Consider the following 26,343-nt stretch of genomic DNA (forward strand, 5'->3'; position numbering starts at 1 on the left):
GGATGTTCGATTACTTGCCGTGCGTGCCGCCGAGCAGGCCGCCGATCAGCGACGTGACAGGCGCGAGCGGGTTCGAGCCCGAGCCCGAATTCGTGACGGCGCCCGTGGTGCCGCTCAGCGCCGGGGCGCCGACCGTGCTGGTGACCGCGGACACGGCGCCCGTCACGGGAGCGAGCGGGTTGCTGCCGCCCGCGCCGCCCGTTGCGCCGCCGAGCGCGCCGGTAACCGTGGAGACGAGGCCGGTGACCGGAGCGAGCGGACCGCCGCTCGTGCCACCCGTTGCGCCGCCGAGCGCGCCGGTGACGGTGGAGACGAGGCCGGTGACCGGAGCGAGCGGACCGCCGCTCGTGCCACCCGTTGCGCCGCCGAGTGCGCCGGTGACGGTGGAGACGAGGCCGGTGACCGGAGCGAGCGGGCCGCCGCTCGTACCGCCCGTTGCGCCGCCGAGCGTGCCGGTGACGGTCGTGAGCAGGCCCGTGAGCGGCGCGAGCGGGTTGGTCGCGCCGCCGGTGGCGCCCGTGAGCAGGCCGCCGACGGCCTTCACGGTATTGCCGGTCGACGAGACAGTGCTGCCGAGGCCGGTCGTGACGGGATTGCCGCCCGTCGACGCAATCACCGCGCCGGCCTGGTTCAGGCCGTTGCCGATCGTGCCGAGCAGCGTGTTGACAGGGGCGCCGAGGCCGGTGGCCGTCCCGATCGTCTGCGTCGTCTGACCGACCATCGTCGTGATCGGCGTGATCGCCGAGCTGACCGTCTGCGTGACCTGCTGGATCGGGCCGGTCGACAGCACGTTGGACAGCGTGGTGCCGCCGTTCGAAACCGCGTTGCCGACCTGCGTCACGAGGCCGCCGACGGCGCCGGTGACGGGAGCGAGTGGCGACAACGGGCCGCTGCCGAGGCTCGTGACCAGGTTGCCGGTCTGCGTGACTGCGCCGCCGAGCTGGTTCACCACGCCGCCGGTGCTGGCGACCGTGACGCCGACCGGGTCTTTCGTTGCGCCGAGCTGGCCGAGGCCGTTGCCGAGGCCATTGCCGAGTGCAGTGACCGCGCCGCCGACGTTCTGGATGATGCCGCCCGCCGCTTGCGTCGTGGCCGGGTTGACGCCGGGCAACGACTGGCCGGCGACGACGCCGCCGAGGTTTGACACGGTGCCACCGAGATTGGTGACGAGATTGCTGCCGCTTGCGAGGACCTGACCCACTGCGTTCGACGACACACCGGAGGTGCCGCTCGTGCCGCTGGACGTTCCGCTCGTCGTTCCGCTGGTGCTGCCGCTCGTCGAGCCGCTCGTGCTGCCACTGGTCGAGCCGCTGGTGCCGCCCGACGTGCTGCCGCTCGTCGAACCGGACGTGCCGCCCGAGGTGCCGCCGCCCGACGTCGAGACGGAGTCGCCACCGCCCGAGCTGGAACCTCCGCTGAGCCCCTTGCTGATGGAACCGGAGCCGCCGCACGCGGAGAGGGAAAGCATGGCTGCCACGGTGGCCGCGATCATAGTCGTCCGGAGCGTGCCATGAGGGATAACCTGAATGTCCATTTCGTCCTCGCATTGAAGCTGATGTTGTGTTGAGTGATGCGGGGATTACTCTGCAACTGTCGTGCCATTTCGATGGCCGACGGTTCGACGATTGGTTTTAAACGGGGCAATTCCTTGTCGGAAAAGGGATTTAGGCAAACTGAAAGATTGTTGAATCTGTTTAAGAACGGTCGAATGAGAACGGTTTCGGCCGTTTCGTAACGTAACGTCACAACATTGGCGTTACGCGTGCGGCGTAACGTGGGCGGGCGTGCAGGCCTGGCGGGCGCTCCGGCTGTTTTACTGGTGGATTAGGTGTGCACATCTAACCTATCGTAAGTCCTATGTGTAAGTCGTACCGAAACGCCGTACAAATACGCTGTGCTTACGGAAAATTTTCGATCGCGATCGCTAAAAGGGGTTGGAAATCAGGTGCGATCGGAGATAAGATTAAGGTCAGATGTAAGCAAATGTACAGATCGGTACACGACGTTCGAGGAGGATTCCTATCGCGAATGTTAACTTGCATCAAATTGTGATACATGCCCCTCGGGGCGAACTATAAAGAAAGCGCACCCGGTTGTCGTTGTTGCAGTCGTGATGACGAACGACGCGGGGCAAGCGGCCAGATATGCGGGGACGTACGACGTATAAAAGGCCAAAAAACGTATATACAGGCACGAGGAAACAAAAATGAAAGCACTCATCAAGCGCTTCCTGACGGAAGAGAGCGGGGTTACTGCGATCGAGTACGGTCTGATCGCGGGATTGATTTCTGTCGTCATCCTGGCGAGCGTTACATCGATCGGGGCGGGTCTCGAAGGCATGTTCCATAAGATCGCGCTTTGCGTATCGCCAGCTTCGGGTGCTACTGCCCAGTGTTCACCATAAGCATCCCGCCAAGGCGGTGAGCGACGAGGTTGTTGACTCGCTCACCGCTTTCTTGCACTTGTATCGATGATCGATATGAAGTCCTTGTTTTTTGCGGGCGCGTTCGTGGCTTGGGCGGCACTCGTTGCGATCAGTGATATTCGTTTTCGGCGTATTCGAAATTCGCTAGCTGTCGCGGGTTTGGTTGGCGCGTTGTTATGTGCGCTTGCAAACGAAAATCCATTCGGTGTTTCGCTCGTTCAGGCACTCATCGGGGCCTTGTGTGGCTTGATTTGCCTTTTCCCTTTTTTTGCATTGCGATTAATGGGTGCGGCAGATGTCAAGATATTTGCCGTGATGGGCGCATGGTGCGGCACGCAGGCGTTGTTGTGGATCTGGATTGCGGCCAGTATCGCTGCGTGCGTGCATGCGCTTGGCATGATGTTTATATCCCGAATGTCGGTCGGTGAATTGTTTAGCCATGGTATGCCGACGATGGTAGTCGGTAATCGTCGCGCAACGCCTTATGCCGCATTTCTCGTGATGCCGGCGGTTGGATGGCTTGGATACCTTATGGTGCAGAGGGGAATATGAGGGCTCGCCGCTTGCGGTTGTGCGGATTGGAGCGTCAACGAGGAGCGGCAGCAATCGAGGTTGCCCTTACTTTTCCGCTGTTCTTCCTGATTTTCTACGCGATCGTCACATTCGGGCTGATTTTCGTCATTCAGCAGAGCCTGACGTTTGCTGCATCCGAAGGCGCGCGTGCGGTATTGAATTACACGCTGACTCCGTGTGACCGGTTAAAAGTGAACGCGGGAACGGCCGTGACGCAGGCGCTGAACGGTTCGCCGTGGGGGGGGGATGTTCAGTTCTCCGCGCAGGTTTCAACATCGACACCGTCCACAACCTCAGCAACGGGCGTGACTTGCGATGCATCTGTATTCGTGCCTACGGCAACATCGACGTTCAACGTAATGGTAACGGTGACATATTCATACGCGACGAAGCCGTTGATCCCTTGGCTGTTTATATTTGCCCCGCCGCAATTGCAGGGCAGTGCAACGGTACAAGTCACCCCAAGCATGCTTTGATGCCGCGAGTCTGCTCCATTTGAATCAGTCGGCTCGCTGAATTTGCGCTCCAGAATCTGCTTCCAGCATTCCAATACCAACATGGCCAATAACCTGACAAAAATCATCGCGGGGCTGCTGATTGCGATTGCTGTTCTGCTGGGAATCTACGCATGGATGCTCGGACGTAGCGCACCGCATGTCGTTCCGGCACAGCAGGCCGTTGCGGCCAACCCTGTGCCGGTCGTGGTTGCCACGCGCACGCTGCCCGTCGGTCAACCGATTGCTGCCGACGGGTTGAAGGTCCAGCCGACTGCACCCGCACCAACAGGCGCGTTTTCCGATCCGACCGCATTGGTCGGTCGCGTTCCGGCGAGAGATATCCCGGCATCGGCTCCGGTCGTCTCGGACGCACTGGTTTCAGGGCTGGCCGAAGACGTTCAACCGGGGGAGCGCGCGATTGCGGTTCGTGTCGACGAGACCAATGCGGTCGGCAACAGATTGCGGCCCGGCAATTTCGTCGACGTGTTCCTGAATTTGAAGCGCGAAGGCAATTCGATGCTCGACGGCGAAGTCTCGCAGACGCAGGCGCGATTGCTGATGTCGAAGGTGCGCGTGCTGTCGTTCGGCGACGCGACGCCGGAGCGCGACAGCGGCAGCAACACGAACGGCAATAACGGTCAGCCGAGCAACACGCGCATCGCGGTGCTCGCGGTGCCGACGGCGCAGGTCGATGCACTCACACTCGGCGAGGCGAGCGGTCGCCTGACGCTTGCACTGCGCAATCCGCGCGACGACGAGCTTGCGATGCAGACGGTGGCGGTGCGCACGGACAACAAGCTGTCGCCGTCGGCGCTTGCTGCGGCCGGCGTATCGCTGCAACAACTGTCCGGTACGTCGAGGACCGCGGTGGCCAACGTGAACGTGCCGCCACTGCCGTCGCGCCTGCCGCCCGCCACGCGGCCCGGCGGCGGGGGCGGGGGCAGCATCGAGGTGATCCGCGGCGGCCGGGCGGAATCGGTTGCGTATTGAACAACATCGATGGCCATCGATATCAGCGACGACAAGTAAAGGCCGTGCGACGGTCCAACAAACAATGAAAAATAAACTGATTGCATTCGCGATTGCGCTCTGGACCCTGACCTTCGCCTCCATTGCAGGCGCGAGCGGCACGATCGAACTCGCGGTCGGCACGCAGCGGCAGATTTCCGCTGGCCACGCATTGCAGCGGGTTGCCGTCGGCGATCCGGCGATCGCCGACGTGCTGATCATGAAGGGCAGTCGTTCCGGTTCGGTGCTGCTGACTGCGAAAGCGCCGGGTACAACGAACGTGATGTTATGGGAGCGCGGTCACGACGAGCCGACGGTGTGGAGCGTCGAAGTCGTCGATGCTGCTGCGCAAGCGGTGCTCGACGGTTCGACGCCGCAGGTGAAGGCATACGGCGGGACGTCGGTGCTGCGGGGAACGTCGGCATCGCTCGATGCGCACGAACGTGCCGTGGCGGTCGCCAAGAACATGAGCCCGAAAGGCACGGTGATCGATCGTTCGACGCTGGCCGGCAAGAATGTCGTGCAGGTCGACGTGCGAGTGGTGGAATTCAGCCGCTCGGTGCTCAAGCAGGTCGGCTTCAACTTCTTCAAGCAGAGCAACGGCTTTTCGTTCGGCTCGTTTTCGCCGGGCGGCGTGCAGTCGTATAACGGCGCGTCAGGCCCGGGTACGGCCGGGTATATTCCGACGCTCGGCGCACCGGTTGCGTCTGCATTCAACCTGGTCGTGAATGCAGCAGGCCGCGGCATCTTCGCCGACCTGTCGTTGCTCGAAGCGAACAATCTGGCGCGCGTGCTCGCGGAGCCGACGCTCGTCGCGCTGTCCGGCCAGAGCGCCAGCTTCCTCGCCGGCGGCGAAATCCCGGTGCCGTCGCCGCAGGGGCTTGGCTCGACCGCGATCCAGTGGAAACAATACGGTGTGGGGCTGTCGCTGACTCCGACGGTGCTGAGCCCGAGCCGGATCGCGCTGAAGGTCGCGCCGGAATCGAGCCAGCTCGATTTCGTGAACAGCGTGACGATCAGCGGTGTCGCCGTGCCGGGCATCACGACGCGTCGCGCCGACACGACGGTCGAACTCGGCGACGGCGAGAGTTTCGTGATCGGCGGCCTGATCGATCGCCAGACGATGTCGAACGTGAGCAAGGTGCCGCTGCTCGGCGACCTGCCGATCATCGGCACGTTCTTCAAGAACCTGAACTACCAGCAGAACGACAAGGAATTGCTGATCATCGTGACACCGCATCTCGTCGCACCGATTGCGAAGGGGGCGGTGCTGCCTGCGACGCCCGGCGAATTGTCCGAGCAGCGCGACGGGCCGGTATGGCGATCCTACCTGGGCGGTGCGGCATCGCCGGATGCGGCACCGGGATTTTCGAAATGAATCTGAGGCATTGCGCGTCGTGGCACATTGCTACGCCTTGCGTAATCGGGGGTGTTCGACATGAATGCACGAACCCAATCGTTGTGTGAACCCGCCGTGACCGACTACTTCGTTTGCGCATCGACAAAGGAAGCGCATGTGCGCTGGCTGGCCGATACGCTGGTGTCGGCCGGTGCGGTCGAGGCCGCGTCGCTGGAGCCGGGCGTGCTTGCGCAGCGCATCACGGGGCTCAATCCGGCGCTCGTGTTCATCGATTTCTCCGAACGCAGCGAAGCGGCGAGCGTCGCTGCGGCCACGGTACGCGCGGCACATCCGGGGTTGCCGATCGTCGCACTTGGCTCGCTCACCCAGCCGGAGAGCACGCTTGCCGCACTGCGCGCGGGCGTGCGCGATTTCATCGACGTCTCGGCATCGGCCGAGGATGCACTGCGGACGACACGTGGATTGCTGTCCCACGTCGGCGAGCCGACGAGCCGTCACGGCAAGGTCGTCACGTTGCTCGGCGCGCGCGCGGGCATGGGGGTCAGCACGCTCGCAGCGAACCTCGCGGTCTGGCTTCAGAAGCGGGCACTCGGGCCGGGTGCGGCGGGCACGGACGGCGGTGCGCCGGCCGGCCGCCAGACCGCGCTGATCGACCTGGGGTTGCCGGCCGGCGACGGCGCGCTGTTTCTGAACACACGTTGCGAATTTCATTTCATCGATGCGGTGCAGAACCTGCGCCGCATCGACCGCACGTTCGTGAACACCGCACTCACGAGGCATCAGAGCGGTGTCGCGCTGACGACGCTGCCGCCGGACCTGGGCGCGTTGCGCGATGTGTCCTATGCGTCATGCATCGGTTTGCTGAACCGCCTTCGCGCGTTCTTCGACCAGCAGGTCGTCGATCTCGGCGGGTTCTCGAATCGCGAGTTCGTCACGCAGATCGCCGCATCGGCCGACGAGGCGTGGCTGGTTTGCGATCAAGGCGTCGCATCGATCGTTTCGGCCGTCGACCTGATCACCGGGTTGCGCGATGGGGGCGTCGATACCGATCGCGTCAAGCTCGTGGTCAACCAGTACGATCCCGCGCTGGGCCTGATGCCCGGACAGATCGCCGAGCGTCTCGGGTTGTCGCTGGTCGGCAGCTTGCCCGCGCGCCGCGTCCCGATCGGCCATGCGGCGAACCAGGGGCGGCTCATCGTCGATGCGGCAGAGCGTGATCCTTATGTGCGCGCACTCGAATCCCTCGCCGCGCGGTTGCCCGGCGTATCGGGCATGGCGGGCGCGTCGCGCGCGGCGCCCGGCCTGTCCGCGCTCAAACGTTTCATTCAACCTTCGTCCAAGCGGTCGTAACCGATGGCACACGACATTCAATTTGCCGACGGCGCAGCGCCGTTCTCCCAGACGCAGCAATTCCACGACATCAAGAATGCCGCGCACGAGCACCTGCTGACGCGTATCGAGGAGCTGGGCGCCGAGTTCGGCCGATGGTCGCGCCAGGCGATCAATCAGTTCGTCGATCTCGAGATCGACAGCTTCGTGCGCCTGCGCCGCATTCCGCTCAACGAGAACGAGGTGCGGGCGATTGCGGAAGCGCTGACGAAGGAACTCGCGGGCTTCGGGCCGATCGAGGATCTGCTCGCGGATCCGGCGGTCGAGGACATCCTGATCAACGGCTACAACGACGTGTACGTGTCGCGTCACGGGATCCTAGCGAAGCTGCCGGTGCGCTTCACCGACAACGCGCATTTGTTGCGAATCGTGCGCCGGATCCTTGCGCCGATCGGGCGCCGTCTCGATGAATCGAACCCGATGGTCGACGCGCGACTGCCCGACGGCGGCCGCGTGAACGTCGTGATCGAGCCGCTGTCGATCGACGGCCCGATCGTGTCGATCCGGAAATTCCGCAAGGACCCGCTCAAGCCCTCGGACCTGCTCGGTAACGGCACGTACAACGAAGAGATCGGTGCATTGCTCGAGGCGGCGGTCGAGGCCCGCTGCAACGTGCTCGTGTCGGGCGGCACGAGCTCGGGCAAGACGTCGCTGCTCAATGCGCTCGCGTTCCATATTCCGGAGGCCGAGCGTGTCGTGACGATCGAGGATACGGCGGAACTGTCGCTGAACCATCCGCACGTCGTGCGCCTCGAAAGCCGGCCGGGCGGGTTCGACGGTAGTGGCGTCGTGACGATTCGCGATCTGTTGCGCAATACGCTGCGGATGCGTCCGGACCGGATCATCGTCGGCGAAGTGCGCGGCGGTGAAGTGCTCGAAATGCTTCAGGCCATGAACACGGGCCACGACGGCTCGATGGGCACCGTGCACGCGAGTTCGCCGCGCGAGTGCCTGTACCGTCTCGAGATGCTCGCCGGCTTCGCGGGCTTCCAGGGGACCGAATCGAGCCTGCGTCGCCAGATCGCGAACGCGATCGACTTCATCGTGCAGATCGGACGCCTGTCGAATGGGCGCCGCCGGATTCTGTCGATCACCGAAGTGACTGGGCTGTCCGACAACATCATCGCGACGCAGGAACTGTATCGCTACGAAGCGCGCGTCACGCCGGAGGGCGAGGAAGTCGATCACTGGGAGTCGCTGGGCATTCATCCGCATTCGCCGAAGCTCGCGCGTTTCCGCCAGACGCTGACGAACAGCGGCCTGGGCAGTTTCGGCGGCGGCTTTGGCGGCGGCGGTTTCGGTCGCGGCGGGGGCTTCAATGTATAGCGCAACGATCTGGATGCTCGCGGTCGCGATGCTGTGCGTGGCATCGGCACTGATGCTGTGGCGACATGCGGAAACCCGGCGCGTGCGGACTGATGCGAAGCGCTTCATCGACAGTCGGCTGGAGCCCGGCGCACGCGCGGCGGCACCGGCTGCAAGACCGGCAGCATCCGCGGCGCCGCGTGCCGTGTCGTCATCCAGTGGCGCGCGCAATGCGGCATCCGGTGCTTTCTGGGTGCACTGGCTTGCGATGGCGACGGAGTATCTGACCGACCTCGTGAACCGTGCCGGGATCGAAGGGGCACGCGGCAAGGCGATCGTCGCGCTGGCGGCTCTCGTGACGGTTGCGGCAATCGCGGGCAGCCGCGGCGGCGTGCTCGCGTGTTTCGCTGCGCTTGTCTGCGGGAGCGCGATTTTCGGCATCTGGCTCACATCGCGCATCCAGCGGCGTCGACTGAAAATCGTCCGGCAGATTCCATCGTTTCTCGACGGGATCGTGCGACTGGTGACGCTCGGCAACAGCGTGCCGGCCGCATTCCAGGCAGCGCTGCTGACGACGGAGGAGCCGCTGCGGGGGTGTCTCGACCACGTGTCCCGGATGTTGCGCACGGGTGTCGAGATCGATCGCGCGATGCTTCATATCGCGAAGATCTACCGGACGAAGGAATTCGAACTGCTCGGATCCGTGCTGCGATTGTCGGTCAAATATGGCGGCCGTGCGGACGTGATGCTCGAGCGCATGGCCGTGTTCATGCGCGACCTGGAGCAAGCGGAACGCGAACTGACGGCGATGTCGGCGGAGACACGGCTGTCGGCGTTCGTGCTCGTGATGCTGCCGATCGCGATCGGCAGCTTTGTCGTGATGAACAATCCGAAGTATCTGCAAGGCATGTGGCTTGATCCGGGCGGACGCACGCTTCTCATCTTCGCGTTTCTGCTGCAGGTTGCGGGGAGCGTGTGGCTGTATCGAATGGCTCGACTCAGGTGATGCGATGACGGCAACTCAGATCGGATCAATTGCTCTGGCGCTCGGCGCGCTGGGTGTCCTGTTGTTTGGAGTGGTCGCGTTGCTGCGTGCGAGCGCCGCGTCGCGTGCCGAACGTGCGCTGGCCGCGGCGCTCGACCAGCGTATGGCAGCACTCGAAGCGGCCAAGGTACGGAGCGCGGCGGATGACAGCGCTGACGCGAAGCCGGACACGCGCGGCCGCCAGCGCATCGAGCGACTGTTTGCACGATTGTCGGCGGCAGGGATGCGCTGGCTCGATACCGGGGTTGGCAAGCATATCGTCGCGGACGAGGATTGCCGTCTTCTCGAGCAATGCGGCTACGTCGACACGCGCACGCGCGGACTGTTCCTGAGCGCGCGGATCGCGTGCGGGATAGGGTTGCCGCTTCTGTTCGCGATATTCGCAAGTGGACGAATGAAGGGCGGCTACTGGATGGTCGGGATGTTCGCTGCATTCGGGCTCGGCTTCATGCTGCCGAAGCTATTCGTGCAGCGCCGTGCCGCCGCCCGTCGCCAAAGCGTCGTCGATGAACTGCCGCTGTTCGTCGACATGCTGCGCCTGTTACAGGGCGTCGGACTGTCGCTGGATCAGAGCCTGCAGGTCGTGACGAACGATTTCCGCGGGATGATGCCGGTGCTGTCGTCCGAGGTCGGAATCGCGCAGCGCCAGTTTGCGGCGGGACGCACTCGCGACCAATCGATGCAGCGGTTGTCCGGCGGGTTCGACAACGAGGACTTGCGCGCGATTGCCCGGTTGATGGTGCAGGTCGACAAGCACGGCGGTGCGGTGCAGGAGCCGCTCAAGCAGTTCGGCGACCGGCTGCGCGAGACGCGCCGCGCGATGCTGCGCGAGCGGATCGGTCGGCTGACCGTGAAGATGACGGGTGTCATGGTCCTGACGCTGTTGCCCGCACTGCTGATCGTGACGGCGGGCCCCGGGTTTCTGGCAGTGACGCATGCGCTGTCGGCGCGTCATTGATGGTTGGAAGGAAAGACGATGAAGCGGATAAGCAGGGTGGCGAGGCATGCAAGTATGGCGACGGCGGTGCTGCTGCTTGCCGCGTGTGCGACCAAGGAAAGCGGGTACGGCGTCGGTGCCCAGACCGAACGCGCGGCGCTGATTCAGGCGGCTGACCAGAAACAGGCGGTGCCGGATACGCCCGCGATGTATCTCGGTCTGATCCAGCGGATGCAGGCACAGGGTCTCTATTACGCGTCGCTTGCGCACATCGACGCATACGACAAGGCGTACGGCGTGTCGCCGGACTCGATCTTGCTGCGCGCGGATGCGCTGCGCATGACCGAGCAGCCGGCTGCGAGCGCGGCTGCATACACACAGTTGCTGAAGACGCCGCTCGCCGCACGTGGTTACCGCGGGCTCGGGCTGATCGCCGGTGCGGCCGGCGATTTCGGTCAGGCAGTTCAGGCACTGACGCAGGCGTCCGAACTCGCGCCGACCGACGCGTCGCTGCTGTCCGATCTCGCCTATGCGAAATTGCGTAATGGCGACGTGGTCGGCGCGCGGGTACCGCTGATGAAGGCGGCGGAACTGGATCAACGCAACCCGAAAATCGTCAGCAACCTCGCGCTGTATCTGCTTGCTGCCGGGCGCACCCAGGACGCGCAGCGGCTGATGAACCAGCAGCATCTTCCGACGGATATCCGCAAGGACATCGTCGGCGATGCCGCAAAAATCGCTGCCGCGGCACGTGCGCAGCAGCGTGCGGTCGCGACTCCGCCGGTGGTGTCGCGGCGCTCCGCGGCCGCACCGATCACGCCGATGGCAAACAATTTCGGCTATGACCAGACCGTGCCGCTGCTGCAACGGTTTGCACAATGAACAGACAGGCGGGGAACGACATGAACAATAAACATTATCGAAACACGCTTGCGGGCCGCGTCGCGGTGTTGAGCGCGATCATGGGCGTGGCGATGGGCACTGCAGCCGCACAGGCGCAACAGGGAACGGCACCGGCTGCATCCGACGTCGACCGTTCGACGAAGGAGTGGCTGTCGATGCAACGAGACAATCGAGCAGCGGCACCGACGCAGCCGATGCTCGGCGACGTCGCATCGGTCGTTTATCAGCGCTATCTCGATTCGTTCAAGAACAAGATTCCGCAGTCGATGAGCACGCAGCTCGGTTCGTCCGGCGGCATGTCGGGTGGCGTGCAGGGTGCGCAGTAAGCGAGATGGCGATGCGGGCAGATCAAGCATATGGACCTCGGCGGCGGGGGGCTCGCTGGCCGGGGAAGCGACGTCAACGCGGTTCCATCGTCGTCATGGCGGCGATCTGGGTCATGGTCGCGGTCGTCGTGCTCGGGGGGATCGACATCGCGAATTTGTATTTGCAGAAACGGGATCTGCAGCGGATCGCGGACCTCGCCGCGTTGGCGGCAGTGCAGCCGATGACGAGCGATCCGAACGGTTGCCTGACCGATGCGAAACACAATGTGACGACGAGTGCGACCATCAACGACAACGGTTATGCATTTGTGTTGATCAGCACCACGGCGACGGCAAATCCTACCGCGGGAAACGATCAGATTGCCGTCAGCTGCGGAAGATGGGATCCGTCGACCGCTTACGTGACGCCAGCGTCGTCCGTGGCGAATGCGGCACAGGTTACGGCCTACCGGCAGGTGAATTACTTCTTCCTGGGGTTGTTGTATCAGTTGAGCGGGCGGCAAGCGGTGGTGTCCGCGACGGCTACCGCGCGTGCGGCGGCGATCGACACGTTTAGCGTCGGTTCGACGCTTGCCAACCTGAATACTTCGTCGTCCGCGATACTCGATCCGCTACTCACCGGATTGCTGGGTTCCACGACCAACGTCAATGTTGGCTTGGCGAGTTACCAGGCGTTGGCCGGAGCAAACGTCACGCTTGGGCAGTTGGCGAATGCGGCGGTGCAGCTCGGCACGGCCGGAATGTCGAATACAGCCAGCGTCGGGAAGTTGCTCGGTCTCGATCTGACCGTAGCGGATATCCTGAACCTCACCGCCACCGCGGTCGGCAGCAATACCACGGTGGGCACGGTACTCACCGCGCTGACGAACGGTGTTGGCGCCAACGTCAATGCCAACAAGATCTCTTTGGGAAGTCTCCTTCAATACTCGGGCAGCAATGCGGAAGCGGCCGCGAACGCAAGCATCAATGTGCTTCAACTGTTGCTGACGACGGCGGAGGTCGGGGCATACAACAGCGCGCTGACGGTGTCGGTCGGCCAAGGCAACTGCCCCGGCAGTCCGTTTTGCCCGCTCATTTCAGCGGTGTCGTCGCTGGTTCGAGTCAACAGCCTGCAATTGCAGGTGCTGGCACCGCCGTCGATCGGGATCGGCGAGGCCGGACAAGTGAACGGCATCTGGCGCACGCAGGCGTCGCAAGCGGAGATCGGACTCTACGTCGATGTGCAGGCGCTGTCGGATCCGCCTCCACTGGGAATTCCCGGCGTATTGACGCTTCAGCTGACGGGACCGCACTTGCCGCTCTATATCATCCTGGGCGGCCCAGGGCGCGCTTGGCTGGCCAATACGAGTTGCCAATCGACCCCTGCATCGAGCACCGCGACGTTCGGTGCGTTGCCGGGTGTAGCGATGATTTGCGCCGGACAAACAACTGGCGGCAAGCTGAACCTCAATTCACCGAGCTGTGCGTCCACCTCCGGCACGATTCCCGTTGCCAAGTTGTCGGGCGGGGGACTACTCGGCAATTTTTCGCTTCTGCAAGTCGTCCTGTCGGTATCGAATCCCGTCGCGTACGTTGGGAGTAGCGCCAGCACGCCCATCTACAGCGGGCCGCCATTGCCCTCGACCCCTGGCGCGCTGAACGCCAGCCTGTCATTGAGCGGGACGGGGATCGTCTATCAGAACAGTTCGCAATACTCGTTCTGCAATACCAAGCCGAGCAACGGCGCTTGTACGTCGTCCGCGTGGTCTCCCGGGCCCAACTGGACCACGTCGTCGACGGCGACCAACACACTCAACGTACAACTGACCAATCTGTTGAATCTACCGTCGCTTCAACTGAATGTCTTGGGGCTGGATCTATCGATCCTGACCGTGATTCTTCAGCCGCTGACGGGGCAGCTCATTCCGTTGCTGCTCGGCCTAGTCAATCCGTTGCTCAATACGCTGGTGACACCATTGCTGACGGCATTAGGATTGCAGATCGGCCAGCTGACCGTGATACAACACAGTCTGACTTGCAACGCCCCGCAAATCGTTCATTGAAAGCATCAACGATGAGAACCCCCTCCGCAATCGCAGAACTCGACCTGTACGTCTGGGAAGGCAAGGCGGACATTGTCGACCGCGTTGCCCGCTGCATGGCGAGCTTCGACGTCGAAGTGATCCGCGCCGACAATGCGGAAATCTCGCCGGAGCGCGCCGCCTTGCGGCCATCGCTCGCGATCATCAGCGTGACGATGATCGAGACCGGTGCGGCGTTCCTGCGCGACTGGCAGGCCAACATCGGCATGCCGGTCGTCTGGGTCGGCGCGGCGCGCGACCACGACGCGTCGCAGTATCCGCCCGACTATTCGCACATCCTGCCGCTCGACTTCACGTGCGCCGAGCTGCGCGGGATGATCGGCAAGCTCGTCACGCAGCTGCGCGCGCATGCGGCCGATACGCTGCGGCCGTCCGAACTCGTCGCGCACTCGGAGTCGATGCAGGCGCTGCTGCACGAGGTCGATATGTTCGCCGACTGCGACACCAACGTGCTGTTGCACGGCGAAACCGGCGTCGGCAAGGAACGCATCGCGCAATTACTCCACGAAAAGCATTCGCGCTACCGCGACGGCGAATTCGTGCCGGTCAACTGCGGTGCGATTCCGGACGGCCTGTTCGAATCGCTGTTCTTCGGGCACGCAAAAGGCTCGTTTACCGGCGCGGTTGTTGCGCATAAAGGCTATTTCGAGCAGGCGGCGGGCGGCACGCTGTTCCTCGACGAAGTCGGCGATCTGCCGTTGTATCAGCAGGTCAAGCTGTTGCGCGTGCTCGAGGACGGCGCCGTGCTGCGGGTCGGCGCGACGACGCCGATCAAGGTCGATTTCCGTCTCGTCGCGGCCAGCAACAAGAAGCTGCCGCAGCTCGTGAAGGAAGGCCTGTTCCGCGCGGATCTTTATTACCGGCTCGCGGTGATCGAACTGAGCATTCCGTCGCTGGAAGAGCGGGGCGCGGTCGACAAGATCGCGCTGTTCAAGTCGTTCGTCGCGGAGGTGGTGGGCGACGAACGGCTCGCGCAACTGTCCGACCTGCCTTACTGGCTCGCGGATGCGGTCGCGGACAGCTATTTCCCCGGCAATGTGCGCGAACTGCGCAACCTTGCGGAGCGCGTCGGCGTGACGGTGCGGCAAACGGGCGGCTGGGACGCCGCGCGACTCCAGCGGCTGGTCGCGCATGCGCGCAATGCGGCGCAGCCGGTGCCGGCGGAGAGCGTGGCGGAGGTCTTCGTCGACCGCAGCAAGTGGGACATGAACGAGCGCAGCCGCGTGATCGCGGCCCTCGACGCAAACGGCTGGCGACGCCAGGATACGGCGCAGCAGCTCGGCATCAGCCGGAAGGTGCTGTGGGAAAAGATGCGCAAATATCAGATCTTCGACGAAGAGCCCGAGACCCGCGAAAGCGAATAATTAATGCGATAAAATCGCGCTGAATTACAACGACACGGGCAGGAATCAAAATTCATGAGCCATATGACGGGGTTGGGGCGGGCGTGGGTGTTGCTCGCGATGATGGGAGGCATGCAGGGCGCGTTCGCGCAGGGATTGGCGGGCAATGCATCGCCGGCGGTACAGCAGGCGTCGGCACCGGTGGCGGCGATTCCGGTGATCGATCAACAGGTTCAAACCTCGATACAGCCGCAGGCAGGCGAGACGACGGGGCAGAGCACGGTTGACGAACTGCAGCGCCAGATCCAGGCGCATTCGCTGACGGAAATGCGCACCAGCTATAACGGCAGCTACGGCGCGAGCCAGTTGTTCAGCGTGAAGGACGGTTCCTATTTCGTCGCGCTGTTCCAGCAGAAGGCGTTCTGGCGCGTGATCAAGACTTACGACGAAGCGCGCGCGGAAGCGATCTATCGCGATTTCTCGCGTCAGGCGGAACGGCTGTCCGTCAACGAGCTGCGTGCGGCGAAGCTGGAGTCGCAGAAGGTGCAGACGGACCGGCAGATCGAAGTCGCGCAGGAGCGGGCGCGGCGTCTGCAGGCCGATATCTCGATCGCCCGCGAGCAGCAGGCGGCGGTCGCGGATCGCCAGAAGAGCGTCCGCAACGAAACGGCGGCGCTGCAGGCGCAACAGGCGGCGCTTCAGTCGCAACTGCGCGCGTTGCAGCAGCAGGTGCGTTCGCTGCAGCGGGAGGCCGACGCAGGTTTGCCGACGACGGCACACTGAGCGATCACGGCACGGCCGGTGCGGCGACATGCCGCGCCGATCCGCCAGAAAAAAGGGCAAGCCGCCTGGCTTGCCCTTTCGTTTTACTGGCCGTCCGGCACGATTCGCCGGCGGCGCGTGACGATCACCGGCCCGTTGCCGCCGCGTGCGTCGGACGGCGACGTGTTGCCCGATGCGTCGCCGGCATCGCGCGGTGCGCCGTAGCTTTCGCGCGGGGCGCCATAGCCTTCGCGGGGCTCGCGCGGCGCGCCATAACCCTCGCGCGGTTCACGGGAACCGTAACCTTCACGCGGCTCGCGCGAGCCGTAGCCGCCGCCGTCGCCACGCGATTCGCGGGAGCCGCCATGCGAGCCGTACGGGCTGTGGCCGCCGCCTTCGCGGCCGCCCGGCCGACCGCCGGGCCGCGGGCCGCGGGGACCGCCGCCGCCCGGGCGCGAGCCGCCCGTGTCGAGCTGGATCGTGGAAATCGCACGCTTGTAGATGCCTTGCAGACCCACGGGGGTGCGCAGCATCACCAGATACTGGTCGAACGACTCGATACATCCCGTCAGACGAATGCCGTTGACGAGATAGATTTCAACGCGCTTACGTTCCTTGCGCGCCGAATTGATGAAGTCGTTTTGCGGATGGGATTCTGCGGGATTGGCCATTGAGGTGCGGCAGGAGCCTGCGTCAGAGAATATGTTGTGCGTGTGTGTGGCGTGGTTGCCCACCAAGTGTTTGGCGGGATTTTACCCTGTTCGTTCCACCAGCGCGCAGTCGTGATTGTGTCGAACCGTAACCCACTATAGACGTTCCCGTGCATTTTCGCGATTCGGTCGAATGGCTAGTGCCGTTTCGTTACGTCGCGTTACGAATCTCGCAATGGCGTAGCACCTGGGGGCGCGCGGCGGGATTACATTCCACGCGCATGCCGGGCAGGCCGGCGGATCCGGGAAGGGGAACATGAACAAGAGGGGATTGGCGGTGTGGATCGGGAGTGTGGCGTTGCTCGCTTCCGGCAGTGCAATGGCGGGGCGCGTCGACCTGTCGGTGGGCATCGGCGTGCCGGTCGCACCGGTCTATGTCGAGCCGGCACCGGTCTATGTGGCGCCCCAGCCTGCGGTAGTCGCTTATCCGGGTTACGGATACGGCTACTACGGCGACGAGGACGACGACGGCTACCGGAAATGGCGCAAGCACTATTACAAGCATTGGCACAAGCATCACCACGACGACGATGATGATTGAGCGCGACCTGCGTGGCGCCAGCGCCGGTGACGATCAGAACGCATAGTCCGGGTTCTTCGGGTCGAACGCGGATTCGTCGAGCGTCGCCGGCGCGATTTTCTCGATGACGATCCGTTCGAAGATCCTGCCGTCGTTGTCATAGGATTCGATGGTCCTGAAGTAGGGCGCGTGAAGGTCGAGCCCGAGGATTTCCTTTTTCGCGTAGAACTGCGGCCGGCCGGTCGGCGTCTCGTAGGTGAGCGCGACGACGCGCACACCGCCGATCGTCTTCGCCTCCACCTGGGTCGGCCGCTGCACGCCGGCTTCCTGGTATTTCCTTCCTTCGGTCAGGTACAGGTTCGTGATGAACTCGGTGCCGAGATCCTTCACCTGGTGATTCGACTGCGCACGCGCGAGTGCGCCGTCGAGCGCCGTCCACAACGGAATCTTGCCGAGCAGGCCGCCGAGATGGCCGTACATCTCGTCCTTGCGCCGCGTCGTGTCGTAGATCGTCTCCTGTCCCGCATGCGCGCCGCCCGGCAGCCATTTCGCATAAACGCGCAACGGTTCGCGGGTCGTCTTCACGAGCATGCGGTCGGGCGTGTCGGACCATTTCCCGCTGATGCGTTCCTGGCGCACCATCGTGAACTGGTACGACGGATAGCCGTTGGGACCATTGCGGATATAGAGCGGCACGGCGAGCGGATCGAGGGCCTTGAACAGCGCCGTGAGCGTCGCGTCGTCGAGTTGCGCGAGCGTGCCGCGCTGGGCGGCCGTGCGCAGCCAGCGCGCCTGCTGCGCGACCGGCTCGCGCGTGACCTTCGCCAGCTCCGCCGGCAGTGCGACCTCCTGTACCGCGCTCGCGGCATCGGCGGTTTCCTCGGCGTGCAGGCCGGCTTGCGCGAGCGACAGCACGCACGCGAGTGCCGCGGCGGCGTACCGCGCGCGGCGCTTCGTTCCTTCGTTCATCGACAGCGTCTCCGGGCGCATTGGATCGTTCAGCCTTGCTTTGCGGCCTTGATCCTGGCGAGTTCCTCGTCACGCAGCGCGCGGCGCAGGATCTTGCCGACGTTGGTCTGCGGCAGCGCATCGCGGAACTCGACGAATTTCGGCATCTTGTAGCCGGTCAGGTTCTTGCGGCAGTGCGCGAGCACGTCGTCGACCGTCAGCGTCGGGTCGCGGCGCACGACGAAGACCTTGATCCGTTCGCCCTGTACTTCGTCCGGGATGCCGATCGCAGCGGCTTCGCTGATGCCCGGATGCATGACCAGCACTTCCTCGATCTCGTTCGGATACACGTTGAAACCCGACACGAGGATCATGTCCTTCTTGCGATCGATGAGGCGGATGAAGCCGCGCTCGTCCATCACGCCGATGTCGCCGGTGCCGAGCCAGCCGTCGGCGTCGATCACCTTCGAGGTCTCGTCGGGCCGCTGCCAGTAGCCGCGCATCACCTGCGGGCCGTGCACGCACAGCTCGCCCGGCTCGCCGACGGCGGCCCAGGTGCCGTCTTCGCGGCGAAAGCGCACGAGTGTCGACGGGGCGGGCAGGCCGATCGAGCCGCTGAACCCGGCCATGTCGCTCAGGTTCACCGGATTCATAGTGACGATCGGCGAGCATTCGGTGAGCCCGTAGCCCTCGACGATCGGCCGGCCCGTGACTTGCTGAAAGCGTTCCGCGACCGCGCGCTGCATCGCCATGCCGCCCGCCATCGCGAGCTTGAGCTTCGAGAAGTCGCGCTTGCGGAATTCGTCGTTGTCGAGGAACGCGTTGTACAGCGTGTTGATCCCGGTGATCCCGGTAAACGTTTCGTTGCGGATGATCTTCATCACCATGTTCATGTCGCGCGGGTTCGCGATCAGGATGTTGCGCCCGCCGAGCCCCATGAAGATGAACGCGTTCACCGTCAGCGAATAGATGTGATAGAGCGGCAGCGGCGTGAGCACGGTCTCGACGTCGCCCGACACCTGGTCGGCGATCCACGCCTTCGCTTGCAGCAGGTTCGCGATCAGGTTGCCGTGCGTGAGCATCGCGCCTTTCGCGACGCCGGTCGTGCCGCCGGTGTACTGCAGGAACGCGAGATCGTCGCGGGTCGTCTGCACCGGCTGCGGTTTGCCGCGTGCGCCGAGTGCGAGGGCGGAGCGCAGCCGGATCGCCTGCGGGAGGTTGTAGGCCGGCACGAGCTTCTTCACGTGCTTCAGCACGAAATTGATCAGGCGTCCCTTCGCATTGAAACCGTCGGCGAGCAGGTCGCCGAGCGCGGTGACGATGATGTTCTTCACCTGCGTTTCCGGCAGCGCGTCCTGCAGCGTGCGCGCGAAGTTCTCGAACACGACGATCGTCTGCGCGCCGCTGTCCTTCAACTGGTGCGCGAGTTCGCGCGCGGTGTAGAGCGGATTGACGTTGACGACGATCGCGCCGGCCTTCAGCGTGCCGAACAGTGCGACCGGGTACTGGAACGTGTTCGGCAGCATGATCGCGACGCGGTCGCCCGGTTTTACGCCGGTGCTTTGCAGATACGACGCGAACGCGTCGACTTTCTGCGCGAGCTTGCGGTAGGTCATCGATGCGCCGGCGCTCACGTAGGCGACCCGCTCGGCGAAGCGCGTCGTGCATTCGTCGAAGAACTGCACAAGCGATGCGTATTGCGTGACGTCGATCTCGTGCGGCACGCCGGGCGGATACGACGCGTACCAGATGCCGTCGCTGTTCGGCGGGAGCTGGGCCGCTGCGGTTGCTGCGGATGAGGCCATGATGTGTCTCCGGTGTCGGTACGAGTTAGCGCTTTAGCGCTTACTCGTACCCCATGCTTCGCGGTCGGTGAGAGTTGGCGTTTCAGCTCTTACTCTCACCCCGTGCTTTGCGGTCGGTGAGAGTTGGCGCTTCAGCGCTTACGCTCACCCGTGCTTTGCGGTCGGTGAGAGTTAGCACTTCAGCGCTTACTCCGGCCCCATGCTTCGCGGTCAGTGAGAGTCAGCACTCCAGCGCTTACTCGTACCCCATGCTTTTCGTCGACGAAAGCAAGCCTGCCTTGGCTCCCGCCGCATGACATTCGTTCGGCCCGGGCCGGCGCATCAACGCCGGCCCGGGCCGCCCAAATCGTGAAACGCCACCTGCGCGGCCTGGTGCGATCAGCTCGCCGAAGGCGCCGTCGCCGTATCGGCAGCAGCCGTGCTCGACGACAGCCCGAACGCTTCGCTCGCACCCGCATCGTCGAGCACGGCCGCGAAGATCGACAACTGCGCGCTGTCGGGCATCGGCGCCTTCAGCGCGGCGACGATCAGCGAGGACAACCGCGCGATCATCTGCACGTCGTTCATCGTGCGGCCTTGCGAGAATTCGTCGATCAGGCTTTCGGTTTCGGCACCGGCCAGCGCGCCGGACAGCGCGCCGATCGCGAAGTGCAGCCGCCAGCCGAGCTCGGTGCGCGGCAGATGCGGCAGCGCGCGCTGGAACGCATCGAAGAAGCGGCCGGCGACACTCGCGTAGTGCGCGGTCAGGAAGTTGCGCACGAACGGCGACGGATCGGTGTACGCGCGGCCGATCAGCCGCAGGAACGCGGGGCCGCCGCGCTCGGGGTCGCGCGATGCCTTCAGCGCGGGAATGAACATCGCGCCGAGTACGTGCTCGCAGGTGATGTGCGCACCGAGCTGCGCATCGAAGCGGTCGAGGATGCCGAGGCGTTCCAGGTTGAGCTGGTCGAGCCGGCGCGACAGCATCGCGTGGATCAGCGCTTCTTTGCTGCCGAAGTGGTAGTTGACCGCGGCGAGGTTCACCGTCGCGCGCGACGTGATCTGCCGCATCGACATCGCTTCGAAGCCATGTTCGATGAACAGGTCCTCGGCCGCATCGAGAATGCGCGCCTTCGTCCCGCCGGTCTGCCGATTGCCGGATGACCGCGTCCCGGACGGCCGTCCCGCGGACGCTCGCCCCTCCTGACTGACTGCCATGTCCCGCCTCCCAATGCCGGTTGCCCGGCCGCGAACAGGTGATTTGATTATCTGATTCAAACAGCCGTTTTTATTAAGATAAAAAAACGCGTGCGGCGCGGGCAAGCGCGGAATCTGGACAAATTCCTCTAGTTCGATGTGCGGATGCGGAAAGTCTGTCGCGCGGCCCCGGCGGGACGGGGCACGCGCGATGGTGCGTCGCGGCAATGCGCGGCTTCATCCGGCGGTGGTACGCGTATTGACCGATTGCGTCATGTCGATGCCGCGCCGTTCGCGGCTGAACAGGATCAGCACGGCGATCACGACGGCGACGATGCCGGCCACGAGTGCCAGCGCGAAACTGTAGTTGTTGCCCTGGGAGACCGCGAGCGATGCCTGCATCGTCGCGTTGCCCGACGCGAGCAGGTTGCCGAGCTGGTAGACGACGCCGGGGAAGGTCGCGCGGATCTCGTCGGGCGAGATCTCGTTCAGGTGGACGGGGATCACGCCCCACGCACCCTGTACCGAGACCTGCATCAGGAACGCGCCGGCGGCGAGCGCGAGCTGGCCGCTCGAGAACGCCCACAGCGGCAGCACCGGCAGCGCGATCAGCGCGGCGATGAAGATCGCGCGGCGGCGGCCGATCCGCTCCGAGATCGCGCCGAACGACAGGCCGCCGACGATCGCACCGATGTTCAGCACGATCGTGATCCACGACACGGTGTGCGGATCGAAGTGATGCTGTTCGCGCAGGAAGGTCGGGTAGAGATCCTGCGTGCCGTGCGAGAAGAAGTTGAACGCGGTCATCAGCACGATCGCGTAGATCGTGAGCTTCCAGTTCTGCTGCAGCGTGGCGCCGAGGCTCGGGCGCGGGCGCTTTTCCATCTGCTTCCAGGCCGGCGATTCGGGCACGTGCGTGCGCACGTACAGCACGAGCAGCGCAGGCAGCACGCCGACCATGAACATCCCGCGCCAACCGATGGTCTGGTAGAGCAGGCCGAACACGACGGACGCGAGCAGGTAGCCGCTCGGATAGCCGGCCTGCAGCAGGCCCGACACGAAGCCGCGCGCATGGGTCGGCACGGTTTCCATCGTCAGCGCGGAGCCGACGCCCCATTCGCCGCCCATCGCGATGCCGAACAGCGCGCGCAGCACGAGCAGAGCGGTGAGGCTCGGCGCGAAGCCCGACGCGAGCTCGAGCAGCGAATAGCATGCGATGTTGACCATCAGCGTCGGGCGGCGGCCGAAACGATCGGCGAGCCGCCCGAAGATCAGCGCGCCGATCGGGCGCATCGCGAGCGTGAGCGTAAGCGCAAACGCGACGGCGGGGATCGTCGACGCGAATTCGGCGGCGATGTCCTTCAGCACGAAGACCATCAGGAAAAAATCGAACGCGTCGAGTGTCCAGCCCAGGTAGGCGGCGATCGTGACGTTGCGTTGTTCGCGGGTCCAGCTCATGTCCGAGGTCTCCTCGTTGGCTTGTGCGCACACTCTGCCGGCGGATGCCGGCCCGGCTGGCGCGCGGCGCGGGGGCATGGATCGAGTGTAGGCCGCGGCGCCGTGCGATGCGGGGCGCGATAACCGCGCATCGGGAATAATCCCTACGAAATGAACTGTTGAGAAAACGGAAATGAGCGTGTGCGTGACGAGCGACAGTCGTCTGTATCATTCCGGAAGGTTTTTTGTATCAGACACGTAATGCACGCGATGCGCATCGCCACCGAATCAGGAGCCCCGATGACCGAACCGTCCGTTGCCGCGCTGCCCGCCCTGGAGACCGCGCGACTGTGGCTGCGCCCGCGCGTGCTGGCCGACCTCGACGCGAGCATCGCGATGGATCGCGATCCGGAGGTCACGCGCTACATCGCGGGGCCGTGGCACGACCCCGACGAGCATCGCCGCTTCGTCACGCACCGGATCACGCGCGCCTATCCGCCGGGCCTCGGTTACTGGTCGATCTTCGAGAAGGCCGCGCCCGACGCGTTCATCGGCTGGATCTTGCTGATTCCCGATTATGCGGGCGGCGCGCGCGACGTCGAGATCGGCTGGCGGCTCGTGCGCGCGGCGTGGGGGTGCGGCATCGCGTGCGAGGCCGCCGCGGCCGTCGTGCGTCACGCGTTCGACACCGTACGGCTGCCGCGCGTGATCGCCGATATCGCGGAGGCGAATTCGGGTTCGCTGAACGTCGCGCGCAAGCTCGGGATGCGGCGCGTGAGCGTCGTTCACGACGGCATTCCTTACGTTCGCCATCGTCTCGAGCGCGACGACCTGCGTACATAGCGTCGCGTGCGGGCGCGACCGGATGTCAGGGATGGTCAAGCGCACGCGCATCGAGGTCGCGACGTATTAACGGCTCGCACGATCAGGAGTATCGTTGCCGGAAATTCGCAACATGGGGTACGACCATGGCACTCGGCAACGACGTTCATCTCATTCCCGTCCGGCTCGACGCACTGCGTCCGACGCAAATGACGGTCGGCTATCGCGAAGTGAAAGCGAAGCGCAAGCACTGGAAGGCGCTCGACAAGCGTGCCCGCAAGGCCGCGATCGACTCGCACTGGTTTCCGGCCGTCCTCGGCCCGGGCGGGCTGCACTACATCACCGACCACCACCATCTCGGCCTGGCGCTGATCGAGGAAGGGGAGGCGCGCGTGAACGCGATGCTGCTGAAGGATCTGTCCTGGCTCGACGACACGATCTTCTGGCGGATGATGGAACACAACCAGTGGGTGCATCCGTTCGGCGTGGACGGCTCGCGTCGCGACTACGCACAACTGCCGAAGGCGCTGACGGGGCTCGAGGACGATCCGTATCGAAGCCTCGCTGGCGAGCTGCGCACGGCCGGCGGCTACGCGAAGGATGCGACGCCGTTCAGCGAATTCCTGTGGGCCGACTACCTGCGCCAGCACGTGACGCTCGACCAGATCCGCAAGAACTTCGCGAAGGCGCTCGACATCTCGCTGCGCCGCGCACACGAGCAGGACGCGCGCTATCTGCCCGGCTGGTCGGGTGTCATTGCCGTCAAACCCTGACCCGCACCCCGGCGCCTACCGCCTCATGACGACTGCCCCGACCCGTCCGGATGCCGGCTTGCAGCATCCCGAGCATTTTGCTGCACTCGATGCGGCGCCGCCGCCGCCCACGCAGCGCATCGGCCTCGATGCGCTGGCTGGCCTGTCGATCGCCGGGTTGCTGATTCCCGAGGCGGTCGCATACGCGGGTCTCGCCAACCTGCCGCCGCAGGCCGGTCTGATCGCGCTGCTGTCGGGGCTCGTCGTCTATGCGCTGACGGGCAGCAGTCGCTTTGCGATCGTGTCGTCAACGTCGTCGTCGGCGGCCGTGCTCGCCGCGACCGTGCTGGCCGAGTCGGGGATGGCGCTTGCCGCGCAGCTCGCGCTCGCGGCCGCGCTCGTCGCGATGACCGGCGTGCTGTTCATCCTGGCTGGCGTCGCGCGGCTCGGGGGCATGTCGGATTTCGTCGCGCGACCGGTCCTGCGCGGTTTCACGTTCGGCCTGGCGCTGACGATCGTCATCAAGCAGCTGCCGAAGATTCTCGCGATCTCCGTGCAGCACAGCGATGCGCCGCGCGTCGCACTCGACCTCGTCACCGGCGCACCGCATGCAAACCTCGCGAGCGTCGCGCTCGGCGCGACCGCGCTCGCGCTGCTGTTCGTGCTCGGGCGGCGCTCGCGCGTGCCCGCGACGCTCGTCGTGATCGTGCTGTCGATCGCGGCCGGCTATGTGTTCGACTGGCAGCATTACGGGATCGCGATCGTCGGACACATCGATTTCCGGCATCTCGAATTCGGGCTGCCGCATCTCGACCGGAACGCATGGATGCAGACGGTCGAGCTCGCGTTCGCGCTGATGCTGATCCTGTATGCGGAGTCGTACGGATCGATTCGCAACTTCGCGCTGAAGCACGGCGACAGCGTGTCGGCGAACCGCGACCTGGTCGCGATCGGCTGCGCGAACCTCGTGTCGGGGCTGCTGCACGGAATGCCGGTCGGCGCGGGCTATTCGGCGACGTCCGCGAACGAGGCGGCCGGCGCGCAGTCGCGTTTCGCGGGCTTGTGGGCGGCCGGCGTGGTCGCGCTGATCGTGTGGCTGCTGCTGCCGCAACTCGCGCGCACGCCGGAGCCCGTGCTCGCGGCGATCGTGATCTTCGCGGTCAGCCACTCGCTGCATCCGTCGGTGTTCCGGCCGTATTGGGTCTGGCATCGCGACCGGCTCGTCGTGATCGCCGCGCTGCTCGCGGTGCTCGTGCTCGGCGTGCTACACGGGCTGCTCGCGGCCATCGGCGTGAACCTGCTGCTGACGCTGCGCAAGTTGTCGGAGCCGAACGTGAGCGTACTCGGCCGGCTGCGCGACGGCCACGATTTCGTCGACGTCGCGAATCACGCCGATGCGAAGCCGATCCCCGGTGTGCTGATCGTGCGGCCCGAGGCGCAGCTGTTTTTCGCGAACGCCGATCGGATGCTCAATCGCGTGCGCGTGCTGATGAAGGCCGCGCCCGATACGCATACCGTGATGCTGAGTCTCGAGGAAACGCCGGACGTCGACGGCACGACGATCGAGTCGTTGCGCACGTTCGCCGCCGAATGCGCGGCACGCGGGCTGCAGTTCGCGATCGTGCGGCTCAAGGAGCACGCGTTGCATGCGCTGCGCCGCGCGACCGACGATACGCTGCGCGACGATGCGATGTCCGAACTGAGTGTCGACGAGAGCCTGCAACTGCTGCAGGCGCGCGGTAACGGCGGGAAGCGTGGTGCGTGACCGGGTGGCGAGCATGCTCTGCCTGGTGTTTCCCGTGCCGCCGAATCAGCGCGGCTGACCATGCCGGCGAAGGCGGTCGGCACGCCGAGCCGCGCGCCACGTTCCAGCATGAACCGCCGGCGACGCTGCGCCAATGCCGCGGGTCATCACGGATGAAGTCGGTCAGCGCTTCGCCGAATACGGCCCGGCGGGGGAACGTCGTCGTTGTGTCGAGACCATGTGCCGCGGCGTGTCGCGCGGCGGTTGTGGTGAACGGACGGGCAGGGCCGGTGTCCGCGCGCGGCGACGCGCCCGACACCGACCGGCACCGCCAGGAATCGCGGGTCGCGTCGCGCGATCAGCGCGGGCTGCTCCAGCCTTTGTAAGCCTTCACGTTGTCGCGCGTGACGAGCGTCGGCTCGATCAGGATCATCGGGTTGGCCGGCTTCTGGCCGTTCATGATGCCGTAGCCGAC

General features: G+C 64.7%; 24 protein-coding genes and 2 pseudogenes. 18 read left to right on the plus strand and 8 right to left on the minus strand.

Annotation, left to right across the window (positions count from 1 at the left end; genetic code table 11):
* Positions 1-10: 10 nt before the first annotated feature.
* Entirely contained in the window at positions 11-1,534 is a 1,524-nt protein-coding gene (locus DID98_RS27675) for a collagen-like triple helix repeat-containing protein (protein WP_124571742.1), read from the minus strand.
* 672 nt (positions 1,535-2,206) lie between these two features.
* Between DID98_RS27675 and DID98_RS27685 the strand changes: the two genes are divergently transcribed.
* From DID98_RS27685 to DID98_RS27750, 14 genes are all read left to right on the plus strand, one after another.
* Positions 2,207-2,404, plus strand: a complete 198-nt coding sequence (locus DID98_RS27685; RefSeq protein ID WP_124571743.1) for a Flp family type IVb pilin — start codon at positions 2,207-2,209, stop codon at positions 2,402-2,404.
* Positions 2,405-2,479: 75 nt separating this feature from the next.
* Positions 2,480-2,977: a prepilin peptidase gene (locus DID98_RS27690; protein WP_124571755.1), complete on the plus strand. Its 498-nt coding sequence runs from the start codon at positions 2,480-2,482 to the stop codon at positions 2,975-2,977.
* A 26-nt stretch (positions 2,978-3,003) separates the two neighbouring features.
* Positions 3,004-3,474 (plus strand): TadE/TadG family type IV pilus assembly protein, encoded by a 471-nt coding sequence (locus DID98_RS27695; protein ID WP_260428113.1) that lies wholly within the window; start codon positions 3,004-3,006, stop codon positions 3,472-3,474.
* Positions 3,475-3,555: 81 nt separating this feature from the next.
* A complete protein-coding gene (cpaB, locus tag DID98_RS27700) occupies positions 3,556-4,485 on the plus strand; it encodes a Flp pilus assembly protein CpaB (RefSeq protein ID WP_124571744.1) in 930 nt (309 codons plus the stop codon).
* A gap of 64 nt (positions 4,486-4,549) precedes the next feature.
* Positions 4,550-5,881: a type II and III secretion system protein family protein gene (locus tag DID98_RS27705; protein ID WP_124571756.1), complete on the plus strand. Its 1,332-nt coding sequence runs from the start codon at positions 4,550-4,552 to the stop codon at positions 5,879-5,881.
* Between the two features lie 60 nt (positions 5,882-5,941).
* Positions 5,942-7,213: a fimbrial protein gene (locus DID98_RS27710; protein WP_124571745.1), complete on the plus strand. Its 1,272-nt coding sequence runs from the start codon at positions 5,942-5,944 to the stop codon at positions 7,211-7,213.
* A gap of 3 nt (positions 7,214-7,216) precedes the next feature.
* Positions 7,217-8,578 carry a CpaF family protein gene (locus DID98_RS27715; protein WP_124522577.1) on the plus strand — a complete coding sequence of 454 codons (1,362 nt, stop codon included), beginning with the start codon at positions 7,217-7,219 and terminating at the stop codon, positions 8,576-8,578.
* Entirely contained in the window at positions 8,571-9,563 is a 993-nt protein-coding gene (locus DID98_RS27720) for a type II secretion system F family protein (protein ID WP_124571746.1), read from the plus strand. The genes DID98_RS27715 and DID98_RS27720 overlap by 8 nt, the downstream gene beginning before the upstream one ends.
* Positions 9,564-9,567: 4 nt before the next feature.
* Positions 9,568-10,560, plus strand: a complete 993-nt coding sequence (locus tag DID98_RS27725) for a type II secretion system F family protein (RefSeq protein WP_124488916.1) — start codon at positions 9,568-9,570, stop codon at positions 10,558-10,560.
* 18 nt (positions 10,561-10,578) lie between these two features.
* Entirely contained in the window at positions 10,579-11,421 is an 843-nt protein-coding gene (locus DID98_RS27730; RefSeq protein WP_124571747.1) for a tetratricopeptide repeat protein, read from the plus strand.
* A 20-nt stretch (positions 11,422-11,441) separates the two neighbouring features.
* Positions 11,442-11,768: a DUF3613 domain-containing protein gene (locus DID98_RS27735; protein WP_124571748.1), complete on the plus strand. Its 327-nt coding sequence runs from the start codon at positions 11,442-11,444 to the stop codon at positions 11,766-11,768.
* An 11-nt stretch (positions 11,769-11,779) separates the two neighbouring features.
* Positions 11,780-13,810, plus strand: a complete 2,031-nt coding sequence (locus DID98_RS27740) for a pilus assembly protein TadG-related protein (RefSeq protein ID WP_260428114.1) — start codon at positions 11,780-11,782, stop codon at positions 13,808-13,810.
* 11 nt (positions 13,811-13,821) lie between these two features.
* Positions 13,822-15,213: a sigma 54-interacting transcriptional regulator gene (locus DID98_RS27745; protein WP_044846007.1), complete on the plus strand. Its 1,392-nt coding sequence runs from the start codon at positions 13,822-13,824 to the stop codon at positions 15,211-15,213.
* A 54-nt stretch (positions 15,214-15,267) separates the two neighbouring features.
* Positions 15,268-15,975 carry a DUF2968 domain-containing protein gene (locus DID98_RS27750; RefSeq protein ID WP_124488921.1) on the plus strand — a complete coding sequence of 236 codons (708 nt, stop codon included), beginning with the start codon at positions 15,268-15,270 and terminating at the stop codon, positions 15,973-15,975.
* An 83-nt stretch (positions 15,976-16,058) separates the two neighbouring features.
* On the opposite strand, the gene hfq is transcribed toward DID98_RS27750, so the two are convergent.
* Positions 16,059-16,625 carry an RNA chaperone Hfq gene (hfq, locus tag DID98_RS27755; RefSeq protein WP_044846005.1) on the minus strand — a complete coding sequence of 189 codons (567 nt, stop codon included), beginning with the start codon at positions 16,623-16,625 and terminating at the stop codon, positions 16,059-16,061.
* Positions 16,626-16,920: 295 nt separating this feature from the next.
* Between hfq and DID98_RS27760 the strand changes: the two genes are divergently transcribed.
* A complete protein-coding gene (locus tag DID98_RS27760) occupies positions 16,921-17,205 on the plus strand; it encodes a PXPV repeat protein (RefSeq protein WP_044846004.1) in 285 nt (94 codons plus the stop codon).
* A gap of 33 nt (positions 17,206-17,238) precedes the next feature.
* On the opposite strand, the gene DID98_RS27765 is transcribed toward DID98_RS27760, so the two are convergent.
* The 4 genes from DID98_RS27765 to DID98_RS27780 form a co-directional block, all read right to left on the minus strand.
* A complete protein-coding gene (locus DID98_RS27765) occupies positions 17,239-18,153 on the minus strand; it encodes a DUF1571 domain-containing protein (protein WP_124571750.1) in 915 nt (304 codons plus the stop codon).
* 29 nt (positions 18,154-18,182) lie between these two features.
* Entirely contained in the window at positions 18,183-19,937 is a 1,755-nt protein-coding gene (locus DID98_RS27770) for an AMP-binding protein (protein ID WP_124571751.1), read from the minus strand.
* Between the two features lie 378 nt (positions 19,938-20,315).
* Complete coding sequence (locus DID98_RS27775) at positions 20,316-21,134, minus strand: TetR/AcrR family transcriptional regulator (RefSeq protein ID WP_044849270.1); 819 nt, start codon at positions 21,132-21,134, stop codon at positions 20,316-20,318.
* Positions 21,135-21,350: 216 nt separating this feature from the next.
* Positions 21,351-22,571 carry an MFS transporter gene (locus DID98_RS27780; protein WP_124571752.1) on the minus strand — a complete coding sequence of 407 codons (1,221 nt, stop codon included), beginning with the start codon at positions 22,569-22,571 and terminating at the stop codon, positions 21,351-21,353.
* 279 nt (positions 22,572-22,850) lie between these two features.
* On the opposite strand from DID98_RS27780, the gene DID98_RS27785 reads away from it, so the two are divergent.
* The 3 genes from DID98_RS27785 to DID98_RS27795 all read left to right on the plus strand — a co-directional run bounded on the left by DID98_RS27785 (position 22,851) and on the right by DID98_RS27795 (position 25,889).
* Entirely contained in the window at positions 22,851-23,393 is a 543-nt protein-coding gene (locus DID98_RS27785; protein WP_124571753.1) for a GNAT family N-acetyltransferase, read from the plus strand.
* 125 nt (positions 23,394-23,518) lie between these two features.
* Positions 23,519-24,145: a ParB-like protein gene (locus DID98_RS27790; protein WP_124571754.1), complete on the plus strand. Its 627-nt coding sequence runs from the start codon at positions 23,519-23,521 to the stop codon at positions 24,143-24,145.
* A gap of 25 nt (positions 24,146-24,170) precedes the next feature.
* On the plus strand, positions 24,171-25,889 hold the full coding sequence (locus DID98_RS27795; RefSeq protein ID WP_124488927.1) for a SulP family inorganic anion transporter: 1,719 nt from the start codon (positions 24,171-24,173) through the stop codon (positions 25,887-25,889).
* A 50-nt stretch (positions 25,890-25,939) separates the two neighbouring features.
* On the opposite strand, the pseudogene DID98_RS36395 reads toward DID98_RS27795, so the two are convergent.
* Together DID98_RS36395 and DID98_RS27805 are read right to left on the minus strand one after the other, a co-directional pair.
* Positions 25,940-26,055 (minus strand): annotated as a pseudogene (locus DID98_RS36395) (carbohydrate kinase); the annotation flags it as partial.
* 171 nt (positions 26,056-26,226) lie between these two features.
* Positions 26,227-26,343: pseudogene (locus tag DID98_RS27805) on the minus strand (ABC transporter); the annotation flags it as partial.

Source organism: Burkholderia sp. Bp8984, from assembly GCF_003853755.1.
Classification (GTDB): domain Bacteria; phylum Pseudomonadota; class Gammaproteobacteria; order Burkholderiales; family Burkholderiaceae; genus Burkholderia.